Origin of the sequence: Wolbachia endosymbiont (group B) of Chesias legatella (assembly GCF_964026945.1) — a bacterium.
Taxonomy (GTDB): Bacteria; Pseudomonadota; Alphaproteobacteria; order Rickettsiales; family Anaplasmataceae; genus Wolbachia.
Genome location: NZ_OZ034711.1, coordinates 385,116 through 404,269 on the forward strand (window position 1 = coordinate 385,116; position 19,154 = coordinate 404,269).

General features: G+C 33.6%; 20 protein-coding genes. 8 read left to right on the top strand and 12 right to left on the bottom strand.

Annotated elements, in window-relative coordinates; genetic code table 11:
- The first annotated feature begins 31 nt into the window (after window positions 1-31).
- From AAGD65_RS01805 to AAGD65_RS01815, 3 genes are all read left to right on the top strand, one after another.
- Window positions 32-1,519 carry a UbiD family decarboxylase gene (locus AAGD65_RS01805; RefSeq protein ID WP_052264652.1) on the top strand — a complete coding sequence of 496 codons (1,488 nt, stop codon included), beginning with the start codon at window positions 32-34 and terminating at the stop codon, window positions 1,517-1,519.
- Window positions 1,520-1,559: 40 nt separating this feature from the next.
- Window positions 1,560-2,087, top strand: a complete 528-nt coding sequence (locus AAGD65_RS01810; protein ID WP_007301949.1) for a phospholipase D family protein — start codon at window positions 1,560-1,562, stop codon at window positions 2,085-2,087.
- Window positions 2,088-2,171: 84 nt separating this feature from the next.
- Entirely contained in the window at window positions 2,172-2,714 is a 543-nt protein-coding gene (locus AAGD65_RS01815) for a hypothetical protein (protein WP_264683136.1), read from the top strand.
- 214 nt (window positions 2,715-2,928) lie between these two features.
- Here the strand turns inward: AAGD65_RS01815 and lgt are convergent, their stop codons facing one another.
- From lgt to AAGD65_RS01830, 3 genes are all read right to left on the bottom strand, one after another.
- Window positions 2,929-3,720 carry a prolipoprotein diacylglyceryl transferase gene (gene lgt, locus AAGD65_RS01820; protein WP_264683137.1) on the bottom strand — a complete coding sequence of 264 codons (792 nt, stop codon included), beginning with the start codon at window positions 3,718-3,720 and terminating at the stop codon, window positions 2,929-2,931.
- Between the two features lie 6 nt (window positions 3,721-3,726).
- Complete coding sequence (smpB, locus tag AAGD65_RS01825) at window positions 3,727-4,176, bottom strand: SsrA-binding protein SmpB (RefSeq protein WP_264683138.1); 450 nt, start codon at window positions 4,174-4,176, stop codon at window positions 3,727-3,729.
- Between the two features lie 88 nt (window positions 4,177-4,264).
- Window positions 4,265-5,176 (bottom strand): ankyrin repeat domain-containing protein, encoded by a 912-nt coding sequence (locus tag AAGD65_RS01830; RefSeq protein ID WP_341810967.1) that lies wholly within the window; start codon window positions 5,174-5,176, stop codon window positions 4,265-4,267.
- Between the two features lie 103 nt (window positions 5,177-5,279).
- Between AAGD65_RS01830 and AAGD65_RS01835 the strand changes: the two genes are divergently transcribed.
- Window positions 5,280-5,801, top strand: a complete 522-nt coding sequence (locus tag AAGD65_RS01835) for a Na+/H+ antiporter subunit E (RefSeq protein ID WP_264683141.1) — start codon at window positions 5,280-5,282, stop codon at window positions 5,799-5,801.
- Here the strand turns inward: AAGD65_RS01835 and AAGD65_RS01840 are convergent.
- Entirely contained in the window at window positions 5,794-6,210 is a 417-nt protein-coding gene (locus tag AAGD65_RS01840; RefSeq protein ID WP_007301944.1) for a hypothetical protein, read from the bottom strand. The genes AAGD65_RS01835 and AAGD65_RS01840 overlap by 8 nt on opposite strands.
- 266 nt (window positions 6,211-6,476) lie before the next feature.
- Here AAGD65_RS01840 and purN point away from each other — a divergent pair, with 266 nt between their 5' ends.
- On the top strand, window positions 6,477-7,043 hold the full coding sequence (purN, locus tag AAGD65_RS01845) for a phosphoribosylglycinamide formyltransferase (RefSeq protein ID WP_264683142.1): 567 nt from the start codon (window positions 6,477-6,479) through the stop codon (window positions 7,041-7,043).
- Here the strand turns inward: purN and AAGD65_RS01850 are convergent.
- Genes AAGD65_RS01850 through ribF form a run of 4 tightly spaced genes read right to left on the bottom strand, consistent with a single transcriptional unit; the run spans window position 7,037 to window position 11,087 of the window.
- Window positions 7,037-8,359 (bottom strand): M16 family metallopeptidase, encoded by a 1,323-nt coding sequence (locus AAGD65_RS01850; protein ID WP_264683391.1) that lies wholly within the window; start codon window positions 8,357-8,359, stop codon window positions 7,037-7,039. The two genes, purN and AAGD65_RS01850, sit on opposite strands and share 7 nt — an antisense overlap.
- Window positions 8,346-9,677: a M16 family metallopeptidase gene (locus tag AAGD65_RS01855; RefSeq protein ID WP_264375689.1), complete on the bottom strand. Its 1,332-nt coding sequence runs from the start codon at window positions 9,675-9,677 to the stop codon at window positions 8,346-8,348. Before AAGD65_RS01855 ends, AAGD65_RS01850 begins: the two co-directional genes overlap by 14 nt.
- A 4-nt stretch (window positions 9,678-9,681) precedes the next feature.
- A complete protein-coding gene (gene lspA / locus AAGD65_RS01860; RefSeq protein WP_007301940.1) occupies window positions 9,682-10,158 on the bottom strand; it encodes a signal peptidase II in 477 nt (158 codons plus the stop codon).
- Complete coding sequence (ribF, locus tag AAGD65_RS01865; RefSeq protein ID WP_019236620.1) at window positions 10,155-11,087, bottom strand: riboflavin biosynthesis protein RibF; 933 nt, start codon at window positions 11,085-11,087, stop codon at window positions 10,155-10,157. Before ribF ends, lspA begins: the two co-directional genes overlap by 4 nt.
- Before the next feature lie 68 nt (window positions 11,088-11,155).
- Between ribF and AAGD65_RS01870 the strand changes: the two genes are divergently transcribed.
- Together AAGD65_RS01870 and AAGD65_RS01875 are read left to right on the top strand one after the other, a co-directional pair.
- Window positions 11,156-11,527: a glutaredoxin gene (locus AAGD65_RS01870; protein WP_006015443.1), complete on the top strand. Its 372-nt coding sequence runs from the start codon at window positions 11,156-11,158 to the stop codon at window positions 11,525-11,527.
- Window positions 11,528-11,622: 95 nt separating this feature from the next.
- Window positions 11,623-12,495 carry a hypothetical protein gene (locus tag AAGD65_RS01875; protein WP_007301937.1) on the top strand — a complete coding sequence of 291 codons (873 nt, stop codon included), beginning with the start codon at window positions 11,623-11,625 and terminating at the stop codon, window positions 12,493-12,495.
- A gap of 239 nt (window positions 12,496-12,734) precedes the next feature.
- Here the strand turns inward: AAGD65_RS01875 and lepA are convergent, their stop codons facing one another.
- The 3 genes from lepA to AAGD65_RS01890 form a co-directional block, all read right to left on the bottom strand.
- A complete protein-coding gene (gene lepA / locus AAGD65_RS01880; RefSeq protein WP_264683143.1) occupies window positions 12,735-14,531 on the bottom strand; it encodes a translation elongation factor 4 in 1,797 nt (598 codons plus the stop codon).
- A gap of 81 nt (window positions 14,532-14,612) precedes the next feature.
- Window positions 14,613-15,434 (bottom strand): hypothetical protein, encoded by an 822-nt coding sequence (locus AAGD65_RS01885; RefSeq protein ID WP_264683144.1) that lies wholly within the window; start codon window positions 15,432-15,434, stop codon window positions 14,613-14,615.
- A gap of 277 nt (window positions 15,435-15,711) precedes the next feature.
- Complete coding sequence (locus AAGD65_RS01890; protein ID WP_064085735.1) at window positions 15,712-17,088, bottom strand: malonyl-CoA decarboxylase; 1,377 nt, start codon at window positions 17,086-17,088, stop codon at window positions 15,712-15,714.
- Window positions 17,089-17,370: 282 nt separating this feature from the next.
- Between AAGD65_RS01890 and AAGD65_RS01895 the strand changes: the two genes are divergently transcribed.
- Window positions 17,371-18,063: a TerC family protein gene (locus AAGD65_RS01895; protein WP_029237607.1), complete on the top strand. Its 693-nt coding sequence runs from the start codon at window positions 17,371-17,373 to the stop codon at window positions 18,061-18,063.
- A gap of 232 nt (window positions 18,064-18,295) precedes the next feature.
- On the opposite strand, the gene AAGD65_RS01900 is transcribed toward AAGD65_RS01895, so the two are convergent.
- Entirely contained in the window at window positions 18,296-19,111 is an 816-nt protein-coding gene (locus AAGD65_RS01900; RefSeq protein WP_264683145.1) for an ankyrin repeat domain-containing protein, read from the bottom strand.
- Window positions 19,112-19,154 lie beyond the last annotated feature (43 nt).

Genomic DNA, 19,154 nt, shown 5'->3' on the forward strand with positions numbered 1-19,154 from the left:
CACTTCTTAAAAGGCTTAAAATTTTTAAAATATGTACAATAACTTACGCGACTTCATCAGAGCATTAGAAGAAAAAAAAGATCTAATTAGAATTAAAAAAGAAGTTTCAACTATTCTTGAAATGACAGAAATTCATCGTAGGGTTTTGTCAAACAAGGGACCAGCTATCATCTTTGAAAATGTTGTCACAGAAAATGGCAAAAATTCAATTCCCGTTTTAGTGAATTTATTTGGTACTATTGAGAGAATTGCATTCGGACTTGGTATAAATTCTGATGAATTAAGGGATCTGGGTAAACTTCTAGCATTTTTGCGATCACCTGAGCCGCCAAAAACCTTCAAAGATGCTGTGAAAATGTTTCCTCTACTAAAAGTTGTATTGTCGATGCGGAGCAAAGTTGTGAGCAAAGCCCCATGTCAAGAGGTGGTGCTAACTGGGGATGAGGTGGATCTTAGTTTGCTACCTATTCAGACATGCTGGCCAAACGAGCCTGCACCGCTTATCACTTGGCCACTTGTGGTAACAAAAGGACCAACAGCAGACAAGCAAGATAATTTCAATCTTGGAATATATCGTATGCAGGTTGTGAATAAAAAAACGACTCTCATGCGCTGGCTTGCACATCGTGGTGGTGCAGGTCACCATAAACGGTGGAAGGAGAGGGGACAAAATATGAAGTTTCCTGCGGCTGCTGTGATTGGTAGCGATCCTGCAACAATTATTGCTGCGGTAACTCCGGTGCCGGAGACTTTATCAGAATACCAATTTGCCGGGCTGCTGCGAAAAAAACCACTTGAGCTTGTAAATTGTAAAACTATTCCTCTTCAGGTTCCAGCTCATGCAGAAATTGTTTTGGAAGGATATGTAAGTTTGGATAATTACCAAGATGAAGGGCCATATGGAGACCATACCGGTTACTATAATGCTGTTGAACAGTTTCCTGAGTTTAACATCACTGCAATTACAATGCGCAAAGATCCAATTTATCTCAGCACTTTCACTGGCAAGCCACCAGATGAACCATCAATTCTTGGTGAAGCACTCAACGAAATTTTTGTGCCGATTCTTATCAATCAGTTTCCGGAAATAGTAGATTTTTATCTGCCCCCAGAAGGTTGTTCATATAGAATAGCGGTAGTGTCGATAAAAAAGGCTTATCCAGGGCATGCAAAAAGAATTGTTATGGGCACACTATCTTTTCTCAAACAGTTCTTATACACGAAATTTATTATAGTTGTTGATTATGATATAAATATACGTGATTGGAAAGAGGTGATGTGGGCAATGTCAACAAGAATGGACCCTGTGCGTGATACAATTACGATAGAGAATGCCCCAATTGATTATTTAGATTTTGCTTCCCCTGAAAGTGGTCTCGGAGGTAAAATAGGGTTTGATGCAACAAACAAACTTCCACCTGAAACCAAACGAGAATGGGGAAGAAAAATTGAAATGAGCGAGGAAATAATAAAGAAAGTTACAGAGAAGTGGAAGGAATATGGGTTGACAGATGATTAAACTATGATGTAGACTACCGCCGTGTATTTAGGTGTGGTTTGTGAGGCTTTTATATCTTTTATTTTTGTCGGCATGTTTTTCTCTGTATTACTATGTGGGTCCTACATTCTCGCCTTGCCCAAAAGCAACAGTTTGCTTCTCACCTGAAGAAGACTGTGCTGTACCGATAATCAGCGAGATAGACCAATCTAAAGAATCTATCTTAGTTCAAGAATATACATTTACTCTTGGAACAGTTGCAAAATCTTTGATTAACGCCAAAGAGCGTGGTGTTGATGTTAAAGTCGTCTTAGATAAATCACAACTCCATTCAAAATATAGTGTCATAAGCGAATTGTTTTCAAATGGAATACCGATTTGGATCGATAATAAGCCAAAAATTGCTCATAATAAGGTAATAATTGTTGATAATCAAAAAGTCATCACAGGATCGTTTAACCTCAGTAAGACAGCTGAAAAGGGAAACGCTGAAAATTTATTAATTATTGAAAATTATCCTGAATTAGTCCAGCAGTATGTGAAGAACTGGGAAATACGAATGTCACAATCCTATCAATATGCTCCCTAGATACTTGATATCAAAAAAAGTCTTTTTATTGATAGATTTAATTTCTTGTGATATAATAAATTAAAAGGTTTTAAGGGGTAGGTAATGGATTACATAAATGATGCTGCTGATAGTTACGCTGCCATTCATGATTTTTTTCAAAATAATGGTGTTGGAGATTACAAAGTTCAATGCAATTATGGTGGTGTACCGTATGCTACTGACAAATATGTACATTCTGGAGACAAATTTTGGAGCAATAATTTTATAGACTCACATTTTGGAAGGGAAATAAAAATGTATCCTCAAAGTGAGCTTTTAGCTAAAGAGTATGCTGGTAATACACTACCGGTTTCAATATCACTAGACAAGGATCTAATAAAAATAAAAGAATGTCAGAAAAAAACTAAATTTGTAGAACTAGAAGGGGAATCAGGTGATATAGTATATGATAAGCAAAAGCATATAAAGTGCTACACGACAAAGTTATCATATGACGATGTTTCTGTTCATAATAAAAACGAAGTTTCAATACTGAATATTAGATATGATGTGCCAAACGATCCAAGATACAGTTTAAACATAGCCTTCACAAAGGTTAATGATAATCAACCAGGGTTTTGGCAAAAATTTAAAAATATGTTTTAATAAAGTAGCTTCTCAATCAGGAATATTCTGGTGGAAAATGAATATCTACTTAGTAATGAATTTGGTCAGTAGCTACTAAGTTTTTCTTATAGCTATACAACGAAGGTTTGCTGGTCTTACATTTATTCTCTGCAAGACAAAAAATTCACATAATTGTACATAGTATGGAATAAATAAACTTCCACTATATTTTTCGATTAAACTTACCTTTTCTCTATTGAACAGATTTCGTATTAAATCTTAAGTTCAACGCACCTAAATATATAAGCATTCCCAGCAAAATCATAGGTATAGAAAGCAACTGTCCCATAGTTAAATTGAACCATAAATAGCCAATTTGATAGTCTGGCTCGCGGAAAAATTCAACCATAAAACGTGCTACTCCATACAACATAACTGCAACTCCAGTTGTTGCACCATAATACAATCTCATTTTGTTCAAGAAAAATAGTGAATTTACAACTACGAAAAGTAGCGCTCCTTCAAAAAATGCCTCATAAAGTTGGCTTGGATGGCGCAATAAATTATCACCACTTTCTGGAAATACCATACCCCACGGCATAGTTGTAACCTTGCCAAATAACTCTCCATTTATAAAATTACCTATGCGGCCTAGAAGTAAACCTATCGGAACTCCACAAGAAATTAGATCCAGTGTGTAAAATATAGGAATGTTATGTCTTCTACAGGAGATTATTACTGCAAGCAAAACTCCTATAGCACCGCCATGAAATGACATACCTCCTTCCCAGGTCTTTAGTATTTCGATAGGATTGCTTATATAGAGAACTGGATCATATATCAATACGTACCCAAGCCTACCTCCAAGGATAATGCCTATAATAACGGCTGTTAATAACGAATCGTAAAAATTCTTAGTAAATATTTTTTGATTGTCTAGCTTATGTAAATACCAATATGCAAAAACTATACCCAAAACATATGCTAAAGAGTACCAATATATAGAAACAGGACCGATGCTAAAAATAACTGGACTTAAAGACATATTTTACTACAAATTATTCTTAGACAATCTACTTTTCTCACGTTCCCACTCTCTCTGCTTTATGGTTGCTCTCTTATCGTAGAGTTTTTTTCCTTTCACAATGGCAATTTTAGTTTTTGCCAACCCTTTATCATTAAAATAGATAGAAAGTGGCACAACAGTTATTCCAGAGGTTTTGATTTGACCAATTAGCTTATTTATCTCTTTTTTATGCAAAAGCAATTTACGTTCTCTTTTTGGCTTGTGATTCTTTTGGTTTGCAGCTTTATACTCTGCGATATGCATATTGTTTAGCCATATTTCACCTTTTTTTTCAGTAATGTAAGCATCAGAAATGTTTGCTTTTCTTTCCCTTAGTGATTTCACTTCACTACTTAAGAGTATCATACCTGCTTCAAATTCTTCTAAGATAAAGTATTCAAACCTTGCTTTTCTATTTTCTGCAATAACTTCCATATCTAAAGATATCTTTAAGCTTCAATATATTACAGAACTTTTGGTTTAATTCATAACAAAACAATTATCTCAGTAAATGCAAGTTTGGTTAAAAAAGCTCCAATCTTCCTGCAAGTGTAATTTGTTCCACTCTTCCTACTGCCATTTCAGCCCTAGGACTAGCATTACCTGACAAAGAACTTATCACATCTTTGCAGCCCCATTCAATAGCAAAGTGTAAAGGAGCATATCTATTATTGTTCTGTTTACTAACATATGCCCCACTTTCAATTAAAATATCTCTTATACTTTCATGATCGCTAGCAAAATGCAAAGGAGTGCGTCCACAACTATCCCACACATTAACACATGCTCCATGTTTAATCAGAGTTCTTACTATGTTTTCATTATCACTTTCAGCAGCAAAATGCAAGGGAGTGCTTCTATAATTATCCCACGCATCGACATATGCTCCGTGTTCAATTAGAGCTATTACTATGTTCTCATAGCCACTCTTAGTAGCAAAATGTAGAGGAGTGTGTCCATCATTGTTCTGCGCGTTAACATCTGCTCCACATGCAATTAGAGCTCTTACTACACTTTCATTCCCACCTTCGGCAGCAAGATGTAAAGGTGTACATACATCATTGTCCCACGCATTAACATTTGCTCCACTTTCAATTAAAATATCTAATATGCCTTTGTGGTTCCATTCAGCAGCAAAATGTAAAGGAGTGCATCCATCGCTGTCCCATGCATCAACATATGCTCCATATTCAATTAGAGCTATTACTATGTTCTCATAGCCACTCTTAGCAGCAAAATGCAACAATGTAGTTTCTACAGGATCTAGATCACTATGTGTAGTGAATATATGATTGATATTAAATCCACTATCTTCCCACCTCCGTAAATCAATTCTTTCTAATTTTATTTTTATTCGTTCAACTATGTTGTTCTTGCTTAAACCTGAAGTATCATTTATTTCTTCAAGCATTTTTAGAAAATCATCAAGCGTCATAATCTCCACTACTTATTAAAATAACTTGGTTATTATGTTCTTTGACACAAAAATCAAGAACTTTTTATTTTCCTAAAAAATCATTTAAGTTATACTCCAAATCATGAAAGTCAGGCAAAATATTAAGTTTTTTTCTCTATCATTTGTGATTTTGTCTTCTCTATGGATTACATTGTCTGGTTATTTTGAGCCTTTTTTTATTCTCTGTGGAGTATTTTCTTCTGTGTTCACATTGATTATCTTTAAAAGGTTAATTGATTCTGAAAGTGCCCTTAGTCAAATTCTAAATGATAGTGGTAGGCTGTCACTTTATCAGCTTATAAGTTATATACCTTGGCTAATTTACCAAATTATTTTTTCAAGTATTTATGTAACAAAAAAGGTGCTACGATTCAAATCTACAGTTGAGCCAATTGTTATTGTAAGAGAATGCATAGGACATAATGATAAGACCATTGCATTATTTGCTAACTCGGTTACGATTACTCCTGGAACTTTAACTATCAATGTTGAAAAGAAGCAGAAAACATATTTATCTACCATATGTTTGATAGATAAAGATCTTGAAAGTGGCATTTCTGAAATAGAAGGTAAAGTCTTAAAAATGCTACACCTAGTTAAGTAATTGCTTTAAATAAGTTAACAGCGTCTCTGTATTCTCTTCTTAGGCTTTCAAGCATTTCTTTTGGAAGGCTATCAATAACAGTAGAACATAAATAATTGTACAAATCTTCTAGCCTTGATATGTTATTTTTCTTCTTGCTGTTGAATTTGTACGGAAAAATGCCCTCCATAATTTCAATATCAACAACCTTATTTAAAAATGCATTTTCACTTGTTATGCTTATTCTTGTAAGTATAGTATTAATTTCAGGTTCATTACTCGTATAAATATCTGATAATTCTGCCATTTTAATGACGTATAAAGTTACTACTTTTGATAAACAATTATCAGAATATTCACAATTTTTTATTACCTCCCACTGAGTAACCTGAGACTTGCTTGTTTTTGCATTGCTTGGTAATTTATTCATTGAATTTTCTCCATTTAATTCAGTGTAGTAAATTATACTAATACTTTGTTAAATAAATAATAACGCAGCCATAAAAATATGCATTTATTTACCATAAATTGTATAATATTCCTAAAATTAAATGTTAAAGTTACTTCAAACTGAATGATTTCTTTAATTCCATGTTATCCAGCAGTGTAAAATATTGCTACACAATAGTATTTACTCTAAAATAAAGCTTCCTTTCGAGCTATTTTGTTAATGTTCATTCTCACAGCTGCACTAAAATGAAAAAGGTAAAACTAGGAATACTAATTTCAGGTAGAGGATCAAACATGCAAGCTTTAATAGAAGCATGTCATGATCAGAATTTTCCTGCTGAAACTGTATGTGTTATCACAAATAACAGTGAAGCTGGAGGCCTTAAAATAGCAAAGCAAGCAGGAGTTTCAGCGTTTGTTGTTGAAGATAAGCCACTTGATACTGATAAAATTCATGAAATACTTGTTCAACATAAGGTTGATTTAATTTGCCTTGCAGGGTTTATGAGAATTATAAAGGCCAATTTCCTGAATAAATGGCATAACAAAGTTATAAATATTCATCCCTCTTTACTTCCGTCATTTAAGGGCCTAAATGCTCAGGAGCAAGCTCTGAAAGCGGGTGTAAAAATTACAGGATGTACTGTGCATTATGTTACTCCTGAAATTGATGCTGGAGCCATAATCGCTCAAGCTACTGTTCCAGTGTTACCAAATGATGATGTTCACAGTCTCTCAGAGCGCATTCTAGCTGAAGAGCATAAGTGTTATGTAAAAGCAGTAAGATCAATAGCAGAAGGTATTAACTATTGACCTTGAGCGTTTCTTCCAACTTCAACAAAAAATAAATTTTCAGGATTCAGTAAAGAACTTGCCAGCTTGTTTACTTTTTCCAATTGAACATCATTAATGATATTTGCATAATTATTTATATGGTTAATATCACGATCATCTATCTGCATACTATCCAGTAACGTTGCTGTATTCGCATTATTGGATAGAAAAGAGAAGATAAGGTTATTTACTAAACTGGTTTTTGCATCCTTGAATAATTGTTCGTCAATTCCTTCCTTTTTTATTCTGCTAAATGTATCTTTTACTGCTGAGATAGCTCTGCTAGCAGTAGAGCTATCTGTGCTCATAAACCCAAGTATAACATTTCCATGTTTATTGGTAACATTACTTGCACTAATACCATAAGTAATACCTAGATTTTGTCTCAACTCTTTCATTAGTATTGAGTTTAGACTCATGCCACCAAGCGCATTAATCAAAACACTGGCATTATAGTAATTAGGGTCTTCATATGCTATGCCTTTTTGAGCAAAAAGTATTACACTCTGTGGTATATTCATAAAAACGCTCTTACTTTCTGCAGGCCCAAATTCATTTTTTACAGATATCTTCCTAACTTTCGATCTTTTTGATGGTAACTTAGATAAATATTTATCGAGCAGCATACTAACTTCTTCTTTTGTTGCACAACCAACAACACTAAAGACGATATTATCCTTAGTAAAACTACGCTTTATGTATGTTAAAACATCGTCTCTAGTAATGCTCATTATAGTGTCTAGAGTTCCATATGGATTTCTTGAGTAAGGATGTTTTTTGAACAACAACGTATCCAACTCTTTTGCAGCAATAAAATAAGGATCTTTTTCAAAATTATTAAAGTTTACTTTGGCTTTTTCAAAAACTCTGTTCAATCCTTCTGAATCAACTTTAGGTCGCATTATAGCATCGCTCAGTAGTGAAATTGCATCCTCTAGATTCTCAGATAAAGTGTTTAATGAAACCCTAAATGCTTCTAAACCAGCAGTAAAATTTAAACTAATTCCTTTATCCTCAAGCTTTTTCGCAAAATCTTTGGCATCATTTTTTCCTGCTCCTTCTTGAATTACAAGAGAAGTAAACCAAGCAAGCCCCTGCTTTTCTGCACTTTCATACACGCAACCTGCATCTTTGAATGATATATTGAGTGAAACTTTTGGTAGATCACGGTTTTCAACAAACAAAAACTTAAGTCCTTTATTAGTGGTAACCTCCTCTATATTTAGGTGACCGCTTGCTTGCAAATTAAAGCCTAGACAGAAAAAAAATAGAAATACAAATTTACTTATTCTTATCATTATTAACTCCTTTTGGTAGTAAACGACCGACTAATTTATTAGTAGAAAAAATAGTACGAATTTTGTGATTTACATCTTCCAGATTGACATCATTAATTTTGCTATATGAAATGTCTATTTCATCAAGTGGAATACCTAGTGCTAGACGTGGTATATAAAACATTGCTATATTAGTTAAATCAGATAGATTATCAAGCTGTGCTGCTTTGTATTTAGACTTTGTACTTTGCAACTCTTCACTTGTTATTCCTTCAGAGTTAAAGTGATTAATAGAATTTTCTAACTCTCTTGCAACAGCATCCAAATTTACCCCGCTTTTTGGAGTTACCCGAATCTCAATGTAACCATTACTAAAAGCTAAGCTATTATAATAAGCAAACACTTCTACTGCTACATTCTTATCTAGAACTAAATCTTTATATAGCTTACTAGACTTGCCATTCCCCAAAACATCAACTGCCAAATCAACAGGAAAAGTTTCACTTATTTGCTCAAATAAAGGAACACTATAGCGAAAGTATAAAACTGGCTCTTTTACTTCAGTGCTTTCTAAAATTACCGATATATCTGCATTATGTATTGAATCTTGGTTCGGATAATGCTTAACTACAGGCTCAGCTTTAATTGCACCATATTTTTCCTTTGCTAATCCCGCTACTTCTTCAAATTCTACATCACCAACAACGAGCAGTATAGCATTACCTGGATGATAATAGTTATCATGAAACCTTGTTATGTCATCTTGATTGTAAGTTTTAATATCGCTCTCCCAACCAATAACAGACCTACCATAGCCATTACGATAAAATGCACTGTTCATTTCCTCCCATAGTAAAGCTTCAGGATTATTATCAAATCTCATCTTTCTTTCTTCTAATACGATATTTTTTTCTCTATCTATTTTGTCTTGAGTAACATCAAAATTGCCCATTCTATCTGCTTCAATTTCCATTGCTAGTGGTAAATCTTTTTTGAGAACTAATTCGTAGTAGCAGGTGTATTCTTTAGTGGTAAAAGCATTAAATTGGGCCCCAATGCTGCCCAAAGTGGATTCTATGTCTTTAAATTTTCCTGTAGTTTCAAACATTAAGTGTTCAAAGTAGTGAGCCAAGCCTGCTTTGCCAATTGGGTCATCCATTCCCCCAACTTTATATATTATTGCATGAAAAACAGCTGGAATTCGGTGATTAGGTACTACATAAACATCCAATCCGTTACTGAGCTTAGCATGCTTTATGATTTCAGCTTCCAAAGAAATCGGACAAATGAAAAAAAACACAGATAGTATAAAAAAACTAAAGAATTTGCGAAGCATTATTTCATTCCTCATTTTGCTTAGAGATAGACCTATCATATATATACCACTTATATAACAATGTACACATTCCACAAACTATAGATAGATCTGCTAAATTAAAGGCTGGCCAATACCAATCATTGATATGAAAATATATGAAGTCATATACAGCTCCCCAATAGATTCTATCAATTACATTTCCGATCGCTCCACCAATCATCAGAGAAAAACTAAGGTAAATTGACTTATCATTAGATTTATATATCAAGTATGCAAGTATACCAATTATTAATATTGAACATGCTGAAAAAAAGAAGCTGCCATGCGGCAGAGTACTACACATTCCAAAGCTAATTCCTGAATTCCAAACTTCAACTAATTTCATAAAACTAGTAATCTCGATTGACTCCCCCTCATCAATCAAAGAGTTTATATACAATTTACTTGTTTGATCGAATGATACTATAATCAATATAATAACTAAACATATCCTTTTCATAAATTTATCTTTAACTGGTAAGCCTTCATTATATCACGATCTATCTGTTTTGTTAACTCGTTAATACTATGGAATTTTTTTTCTGCCCTAATAAATTTTAAAAGTTGTATATCAACCTTAAAATTGTATACATTTTCGTTGAAGTCAAATATATGCATTTCTACTATAGGTTTTTTTAAGTCCTTAAATGTAGGTCTCATACCAATGTTGACTACTCCATATAGCCAACTTGAACTATTTTCAGAAAATGCAACTTTGGCGTAATATGTACCAAGCTTAGGTTTTATCATGTAATCTTCTATCGGAATGTTTATGGTTGGAAACCCTATTTCTCTACCTCTACATGCACCTTTTGTTACAATACCAGAAACTTGATAAGACCTACCAAGCAATTTATTAGCAATTTCTATTTCGCCTTTTTGTAAACACTCTCTGATTGAGGAAGAAGAGCAAATTTTTCTATCGATTATCAATGGCTCTAATTTAGTTAAAGAATATTCATACATCTGAGAATATTTTTCTAGAGTTAATATGTTACCCAATCGTTTGTGACCAAAAGTACAACTTTCTCCAACAGTTATATGTTTAGCACCATACTTCTTTACCAAAATCTTACCAATAAAGTCATCGCAGCTAACCTCAGAAAAACCTCTATTAAAATTAATAATATACAAGTAATCTATACCATAGCTGCTGATTAGTTCCTTTTTTTGTTCTTGGTCTATTAACCTAAAATTGTTCCTACTAAATAAAACAGTTGATGGGTGAGGCTCAAAAGTTAAAACTGCAGAGGGTAATCCTCTTTCTTGTGCTACCTTCTTTAGATTGGAAATTGCAAACTTATGTCCTAAATGAACGCCATCGAAATTTCCGAAAGTTAGTGCCACATTATCTTTTATCCCTTGCTCACAGTTGTAAATAATTTTCATACAATTTGATATTTTATATATATTTTTTATATATAATAGTTGTATTTTATAAACTATGGAGATAAATCATGAAAAACACTAAAGGAAAAGTTGTAATATATGTGAAGAAGTACTGCCCATTCTGCAAGAAAGCAAAAGAGTTATTGGATGAAAAAGGTGTGAAATACGAAGAAATTGATGTACTTAGAAACTCGGATTTGTTTGACGGTATAAAATCAAAATATAACGTCAGGACAGTTCCACAAATTTTTATTACTGATGAAAATGGTGATTATGTACATCATATTGCTGGATGTGACAAATTGATGGATCTTGAAAAAGAAGGAAAGTTGGATAATATGTTAAATAACAATGAAGATAGCATTAATGCAACAGCTTACACAAGCGGCAGTGATGAACACGAGGGATGTAATATAATACATAATGAAGATTTTATGTGATTTTTTTGTCTTACTGTTGCTGGCATACCCACTTTAAACAATTTTTAATGAATTAAAAATACAATTCATCTAGTGAGTTTTTTTAGTGGGAAAAAATGATAAAAAATATTATAATTGTTAGCAAAAACTTAATTAGTATTGAATTAATTAACAAACAAGATTTAGAGAGTTTCATCAAGATTTTCACAGTGCTTGATAAGCATATAGCAGCTAAAACTCTTTTTACAGAAGAAGTGACAATAGAGTATAAACAACACAATTGCATAGAAGTTGTTGAATTGATAAAAGATACAGGTTTTACATATCATGATGTTGAGAATGTGTTAAATCACCTAAGTAATCATGGAATGAAAGTACCAAGTAGCGTTATAGCAAGCACCCTTTCTTCTTCATACAATCACGCACTTGAGTCTAAGGATGTAGCATTTGCCTGTTCTAAAGGGTTGCCACAATTTTACATCAGGGTAAATAAGAATACCTTTATAATGACTCCTATAAGTGAAGAGAATCTGGAATTGAATTCGCAAAATAGCAAAATGCTTATAGAGTCATTAAAGAGCGAAAAAAGCACTTATGATTGCATAGTGGAAGAAAATATCATCAAAGTTATAGTGCATTCTGAAATACATCAGGCTATAAACTCGATTATAAAATCACTGATAAAGTCTTGCCTTTTAGCAAGAGATGAAGAAGAAAAATTCAAAGAGAAATTGAGACAACTTGCTTTTAAAGATCAAGCTTTCGTTGAGTATTCTAGCATCAAAACCATTCATAGATATCCGAATAACCATCCTCTGAGAAAGCATGAAAGTGTTATTAAAGATATAGAAAATATTTTATGTGATTTCATAATAAATGAGAACAGCGGGTTTGCTATAGAGCGGTTAAATAGACTGGGCTCAGAAGTCTCTCCAAATACTCCAAGAATCATCACTAAAACTATAGATAAGCTTGTTAAGTTTCACTAAAATGTTGTTGGAATGGTTTTAGTCAATGTCTACATATATCTGATTTTTACTGATTGAGTGGAGCAATTGAGCTGCTCTCTGTCATCCCAGTGTTAAACGCTGGGATGATTTCGTTGTATGGTATCTTGTATAGTGTTTTACAAATTCACATAGCTATTTCAAATTTACCTATATCAATGTCAGTAAATTTATTGAGAAAATATCACTTAGTTCTTTAAATTTATGTTTTTGGATATATATTAATCATTTATTTTCAAAGCCTCAATAAAAGCATTTTGTGGGATGTTTATGTTTCCCACAGAATGCAATCTTTTCTTACCTTTCTTCTGCTTTTCAAGCAGCTTCATCCTTCGTGTGACGTCTCCACCATAGAGCTTGGCTGTTACATCTTTTCTATACGGGTTAATCGTTTCTCTAGCAATAATTTTTCCGCCTACTGCCGCTTGAATCGCGATTTTATATTGCTGGCGTGGTATCAAGTCTTTCAAACGTGCACATATTTCACGGCCTCTTTTTTTTGCCCTGCTTTTATGAACAATGCAGGCTAACGCATCCACAGGTTCTCCATTAACTAAAAAACTTAATTTATCTATCTGACTTTCCTGATAATCGGATATTTCCCAATCTAAACTTGCATATCCCTTGGAAATTGATTTTAGTCTATCGTAAAAATCAAAAACAACCTCAGACAGCGGTAATTTATACTTCAGTAGTGCTGTTGTCGTATTACCAACATAAGATAAATCCTGCTGTTCTCCTCTCCTCTCTTCACACAGAGATAGAATCTCTCCTAAATATTGATCAGGTACCATTATAGTTGCAGTGATCCACGGTTCTTCCACTATTTCAATTTTTGTAGGGTCTGGCATATCGCTTGGGTTATGGATATTTAAAACTTTACCATTTTGTGTTGCAACTTTATATATAACACTCGGTGCAGTTGCTGTTAGATCTAAATCAAATTCTCTTTCGAGTCTTTCTTGAATGACTTCAAGATGTAGCATTCCTAAGAAACCGCAACGAAATCCATAACCTAGGGCATTTGACGTTTCAGCATCAAATGTAAAACTAGCATCATTTAAATGTAATTTTTCTAGTGCTTCCCTTAAATATTTAAAATCATCTGTGTTATTGGGAAAAATACTGCAAAATACTACAGGATGTACTTCTTTAAAGCCAGGTAATGCCTTGCTGCACGGCCTTTTCTCTTCAGTAATAGTGTCTCCTACTTTGCAGTCAGCTACTTCTTTCATTGAAGCAGTTATAAAACCAACTTCACCTGCTGAAAGTTCACCAGTCATAACTTTTTTAGGAGTGAAAATACCGATATTATCGACCTGATATGTAGCATTATTAGACATCATAACGATTCTCATGCCTTTTTTTAGTACTCCATTTTTAACTCGCACTAAAATTACTACTCCTAGGTAAGGATCATACCAACTATCAACTAAAATTGCTTGCAGTGGAGCATTTGTATCACCTTGAGGAGCGGGAAGTTTTGTCACTATAGCTTCAAGTACATCCTTTATCCCAAGACCAGTTTTTGCCGATATCAAAATTGACTCACTTGCATCAATACCAATTACTTCTTCAATCTGAAGCTTTATCCTTTCTGGATCTGCAGCAGGAAGGTCAACTTTATTGAGCACAACTATTATCTCATGATTATTGTCAATTGCCTTGTACACATTTGCCAGAGTCTGAGCTTCAACTCCTTGGCTGCTGTCCACCACCAAAAGTGAGCCTTCACATGCAGCTAAGCTTCGGCTGACTTCATATGAAAAGTCAACATGACCTGGTGTGTCCATGAGGTTGAGGCAATATTTATTACCATTATTTGCAGTGTAATTGAGTCTTACCGTTTGTGCTTTGATTGTGATTCCGCGTTCACGCTCTATATCCATTGAGTCAAGTACCTGATTGGTCATTTCCCTTGTCTCAAGACCGTTACATTCTTCTATCAAACGATCAGCAAGAGTTGACTTCCCATGATCTATATGTGCTATTATTGCAAAATTTCTTATATTGTTCATAGATCTACTTATTTAAGTAGATCTATTTTACATTTTAAGTATTACAAGAGCAATTACTTATCTTCCTTTTTGCTAAAAACATTAAGCTGAAGCCCTTGCCAATGGGCGGCAATGCTCATTAGCTGATGCTTGCTTCACTGTGCTACTTGGATCTTCTTGCTGTCTACACGTTTTTACTGCATCAGCAAGGCTTAGGTAATCATGACCAGCTTTAATTTTTACATCTTTATTTTTTTCTAAATCCGCATCAGTTGGTCTATCACTTATTATTCTAATACTACCATCACTGTTAGCACCTAATGTAATGCTACATTCCTTTCCGTCTACATACCAGTTAAACTTTATTCCATATTGAGCTGCATTACCCAAATTATAACATCTAACCCCCTTATCTATATCTATGTAACCACTGATAGATTTTTCTTGATCGCCATTTGAGAAAACAAAACCATCAATTTTGTTTTCTTTACAAAAATCACTATTTAAAAATTCGCTTACTTTAATATCTGTGCTTTTATTGTCTTCTTTTAGCTTAATTGTTGCATAAAGAAGATTTTTATCCCCATGCTTTGTAATTGATACCGCATCAATAGTGCCGCTTTCTATGTACTCGCTAAACTTTTCTTCAATTTTCTTTTCTAATTCTTTTTGCCTTTCTGCACTTTGTTGTTGCATTTTTTCTAGCGCTTCTTCCATTTTTTTCTGAAGTGATTCGATATCACAAATTAACGTGGATTCATCAATGCCGAGTATCACGTATGCTTGGCCCAATCCTGTCTTCAATCCTTCAATTATGATTACCATCTCTAAGATAGACCCTAAGTTTTGATAATGTATATTAATTTTTTCACTACTTAGGCTACCTCGATTGCTATCCCAGTCGATAGCAATGTTAGTAAACATAGAATTAAGGCCTTCATAAATATCTTTCAATAGACTTGATTTCTCTGAGTTTATTCCATCACGTTTAATACTACTAACATAATCATTAAATGACTTTATTTCTTCAGAATATGTAAAGACACTGTACAGTTCTTTACGTGTTACTCTATCTTGTATTTTTTGTTTTATTTTTTTTAATATCTCACTACTAATACATTTTACCTAATAAAACTATTCAATATTATATACATAAACATTAGGGAATGTTAGCACTTTCTATATGCTTGCGCACTTCCTATTATTCCTTTAACATAGCTGACACTTTTTTTGAATGAGAAATCACTTTATTAATCATATAATTCTCATGATTGTTACCTATTTTAGGCAATTCATACAAATAATTCACCATTATCCCGGCTGACTGACTAATGCCTTTTTCAGAATTATCAGCCATCCAGTTTAGTTGTTTTATTGATGCACCATTGCTTAAATGAAAGTGTGCGACCGGATCATAAGCACCACCACTACTGCTTTTAACCTTTAGCAAATAATGTGCACAAAGTTTCAGTAGGGACTGTTTTTCGCATTCAATGTTAGTTTTTATGCTTTCTAAAATTTCTGTACCTGATTGTTTTATATTAAGCTTACCTAATAAAGCTACGTCTTGATTTTTTAGCCATTTTGTAAATCCAGGAACTGGAGAAAGAGTTGCATACACTTTTACGCTTTTAAATTCTTGCGATAGTTTTTCTACGACTCTCTTTATTAAAAAGTTACCGAGGCTAATTCCAGATAAACCAGTTTGAGTGTTTGATATTGAATAGAATATAGCAGTACTTGCACTGCTTGGGTCACTTGAGGGCACTGACTCATCCAAAAGGTGTTGAATACTATCTGAAATCTCATTCATCAATGCAACCTCTACAAAAATTAGAGGTTCGTTTGGTATTTTGTAATGAAAGAAAGCAAAACAGAGACGATCAGAATCTAGCCTATTTTTTAGGTCACCCCAAGAAGAAATTTTATGTACAGCTTCATATTTTATAAGTTTTTCCAACAATGATGCAGGTGAATCCCAGGTGATTTGATGAAGATCAAGTAGATCAACATCAACCAAAGTACAGAGTATATTTTTTAATTCATTTTCTAGTGGGTTTAGATTTTCATATTGGTTCTTTAGCTTAAGCACATCAGAACGCATATCAACAATAAACTTAAGACCTTCTGGTAAGGAGATAAACTGCTTCAATATTTTAGAGCGTGGTGATTCAAGGACTTTTATTAAGTCTTGTTCAAACTTATAGCTCGACTCAGAATCTTGATTTTTCTTATATACTTTTATTTCTTCATCTATTTTCGTTTTATCCGGATTGAATTTTTCTGCCAGGGTTTGTAAAAATTTTATTTGACCTGCCTCTGATAAACTCAAGTACAAATTACCAAGAGATACGGTGTTCTTACGTGCTGAGACTTCACCCCCCTTTGGGTTTAAGCATTCGTTCATCTTCAAGACTAAACTATCGACATCGCGACTACTACTTAAATCAGGGTTAATATTGCCAACCCATGATCTTACAGCGTTTGCTACTTCACCTAGTATCTTAAAAAAGCTCTTTGGTGCTTTCTGATCTTCAACTTTCACTATATCAGTTTTTGCTAATGATTCTTTTGTCATAAATTCCTTTTACTATGTATCTATCTTAATTTAAAGAAAAATCTTAGTCTACAAAGAAGGCATATACTTTCATGGTACAACTATTTTATAATCTATTTAAAATTTTCGTAAAGAGAGTTAGATTTTTAATTTTATTATTCTTCTTATAAAAGTACTTTTATTATAAAAATGACCTTTTTTCTCTTCCTTTTTCGGGTAAGGCTGATTTTTTAATTACCTAGGCGAAGTTACTTAATTTTTACACATCTATTGTAAAGTACAAAATCTGACTTTGGAATGAAAATGCTAGCTGATGCTTGGACTTTATTGATACTTACGCTACTTGAAACTATACTTGGTATAGACAATTTAATCTTTATTTCTCTAGCAATAGATAAGGTGCCAAATCTGCTGAGAGAAAGAGCCCGCCTTATAGGTTTTGGCTTGGCGCTATTGATGCGTTTTGTAATACTATTTTTTACATCATATATATTATCAATGCAAAAGCCTATATTTCACACTGTATCTCTGGATATCTCAGTAAAGGATTTACTTATGATTGCAGGAGGGTTATTCCTTATTGTTAAAAGCTCTATGGAGTTATGGAGCGACATTTTTGTACATAAGGAGAATAAAACAAAGGCAAATGTTAAATCACAATTTTTTTTAGTTGTGCTACAAATTATATTAATAGATTTAGTTTTTTCGGTTGATTCGATATTAACTGCCATAGCATTAACTCACAATATGATAATCATTGCCATAGCATTTACATTTTCCATACTAGCGATGCTATTTTCATCAAGTTATACCGCTCAGGTAATAAAATCCAACCCAAGCTTAAAAGTAATTGCCATTCTATTTATTTTACTCGTCGGTGTATATCTAACACTTGAAGGGCTTCACATAGAACTACCAAAAGCATGTTTGTATTCTTCATTTATGTTTGCATTGCTTGTGGAAGCTATAAGCAAAATAAAGAAAATACAGCCTTGAAACTATTTTACACGAAGCAAAAATCCAATCAGTGCGTGACGTACAACTGTGCGAACATTTTCTAGCAGGAAGGTGTCATCCCAATGCTTGACACTGGGATCCATTTTTCCATCATCAAAAACATTGTATTTTTACATTACTTTTATGCTTACCAACTTAACTGGATGCCAGTGCCCAGACACTGGCATCCTACAGATAATGTTCATACAGCTGTGCGTCACGCGCTCTACTGTCAAGCAGCTCCTTGCTGTTCATTTGTTGTTAAAACGGCAGATGGTTTCTCTGCTCCATCAACTTTAGTACTAGGCTTTAGTAATGCATATGTAGCACAACCAACTACCAGTGCTGCTGCTGTAACTGCAACCACTGCTATAACGATAGGTGTCAACTGAGCTGCAATTATTCCAGTTGTAAAAAGTGCCACTGCTATAGCAGTGCCTAATAATCCAGTTACTCCACCGGCAATCTTTGCTTTATTACGCGCTTTTACAAAAGAGCCTCCTCCTGCGTCTAATAGAGCTTTTACTACGTCTTGATTCTTAGCATAATCTAAAGGAGTCTTTCCATCTTTATCTACTGCATTAACTTTTGCTCCTTTTTTGAGTAAAACCTCTACTATCTCTTTTCTATCACACAAAGCAGCATAGTGCAAAGCAGTCTTTCCATCTTTATTTACTGCATTAACTTTTGCTCCTTCTTTGAGTAAAACCTCTACTATCTTTTTGTAATCATACCAAGCAGCACAGTGCAAAGCAGTTTCCCCAATTCCACTGTTCTCATTAACATCTGCTCCTGCTCCGATTAAAAACCCTACTGTCTTTTTGTAACCATTATCAGCAGCTATAATTAATAACGTCCACTTTTCGTATAGGAAAGTATCAAATGCATGATTTACATCAAAATTACCTTTCTCCCACTTTTGATATAGATCTTGATTCTGTTCCTTTAGTTCTTCTTGTATTTTCTGAATTATATTATCTTTATTTAAATCTTCCTTAGCCTCAATCGTCTTCAGTACTGTTTCCAGTGATTTATACTTTCCTATCATGATTTTATCTTCAATATTAAAAGAATTATTTAATTATTACATA